The organism is Priestia sp. P5_B4 (genome assembly GCF_056400385.1).
The window spans coordinates 1-851 of record NZ_JBFULJ010001239.1 but is presented as its reverse complement, the minus strand read 5'-3'; the positions used below and the strand labels follow the sequence as shown (position 1 = coordinate 851).

Genomic DNA, 851 nt, shown 5'->3' with positions numbered 1-851 from the left:
GACCTACAGAACCTTCTGCTGTATATTTAAATGATTTTCCAGCTACTGCTACAGCATCTAAGTATGCTTTCATCACTGGTGGGAATGAGAAGTTCCACATTGGTGTAACAAATACATATTTGTCCGCTTGAGCAAATTGGTCACTTAACTCGTTTAAACGAGCAACTTTGCGCTGTTCTTCAGGAGTAAGCGCGTCAAATTCTGCGCCGCTTCCAAGTTTGCCCCATCCGCTGAATACATCGCCGTCGATGTGAGGGATATGTTCTTGGTATAAATTAACGTGAACAATCTCATCCGTTGGGTTTACTTCTTTATACTCATTAATAAATGCATCTCCCGCAGCCATACTGAATGATTGTGTAGCATCGTTAGGGTTTGCTGTAATATATAATACTTTTGCCATAATTCTGTTCACCTTTCTGTCTTCAATATATAAATGTTGTTTCATGAATTAAAGATAATATGTTCGAAAACATCTACTACGTTATTAATAGTAACTTACGTAACAAATTTAGTCAAAGGTTTTTTATTGGATTTTATCATATTCACAAACGGTTTTAAGAGTATTACGCTTTTGGGTTTTGTGGCTAAACCCTTTAAAAATAAAGGTTTATTTCTGTTTTAAAGCGTGATTTTAAACGTTATTCATTTAGAGGAACTATCTTTTTTGAAGGTAAATAATTAAAAAATAAAAAAGAAAAATCGTGTATTTTTGTTTTATGCGTTATTAATAGTAACAAAAAATAACAGCGTTTCATCTTTCCTTTAAATCTATTTTCAGCGTGAAGTGAGCAGAAAGGTGATCATTATTTCAAGGGAAATATAAGGGAGGGAAGAGTAAAGAAAAAGAC

Annotated in this window: 1 protein-coding gene; it reads right to left on the bottom strand. The window is 33.6% G+C overall.

The genetic code is table 11. The features are described 5' to 3' along the window. The coding region (locus AC1DRF_RS30195; RefSeq protein ID WP_477742596.1) for an NAD(P)H-dependent oxidoreductase at window positions 1-403 on the bottom strand (403 nt) is incomplete at its 3' end. Between the last annotated feature and the right edge of the window lie 448 nt (window positions 404-851).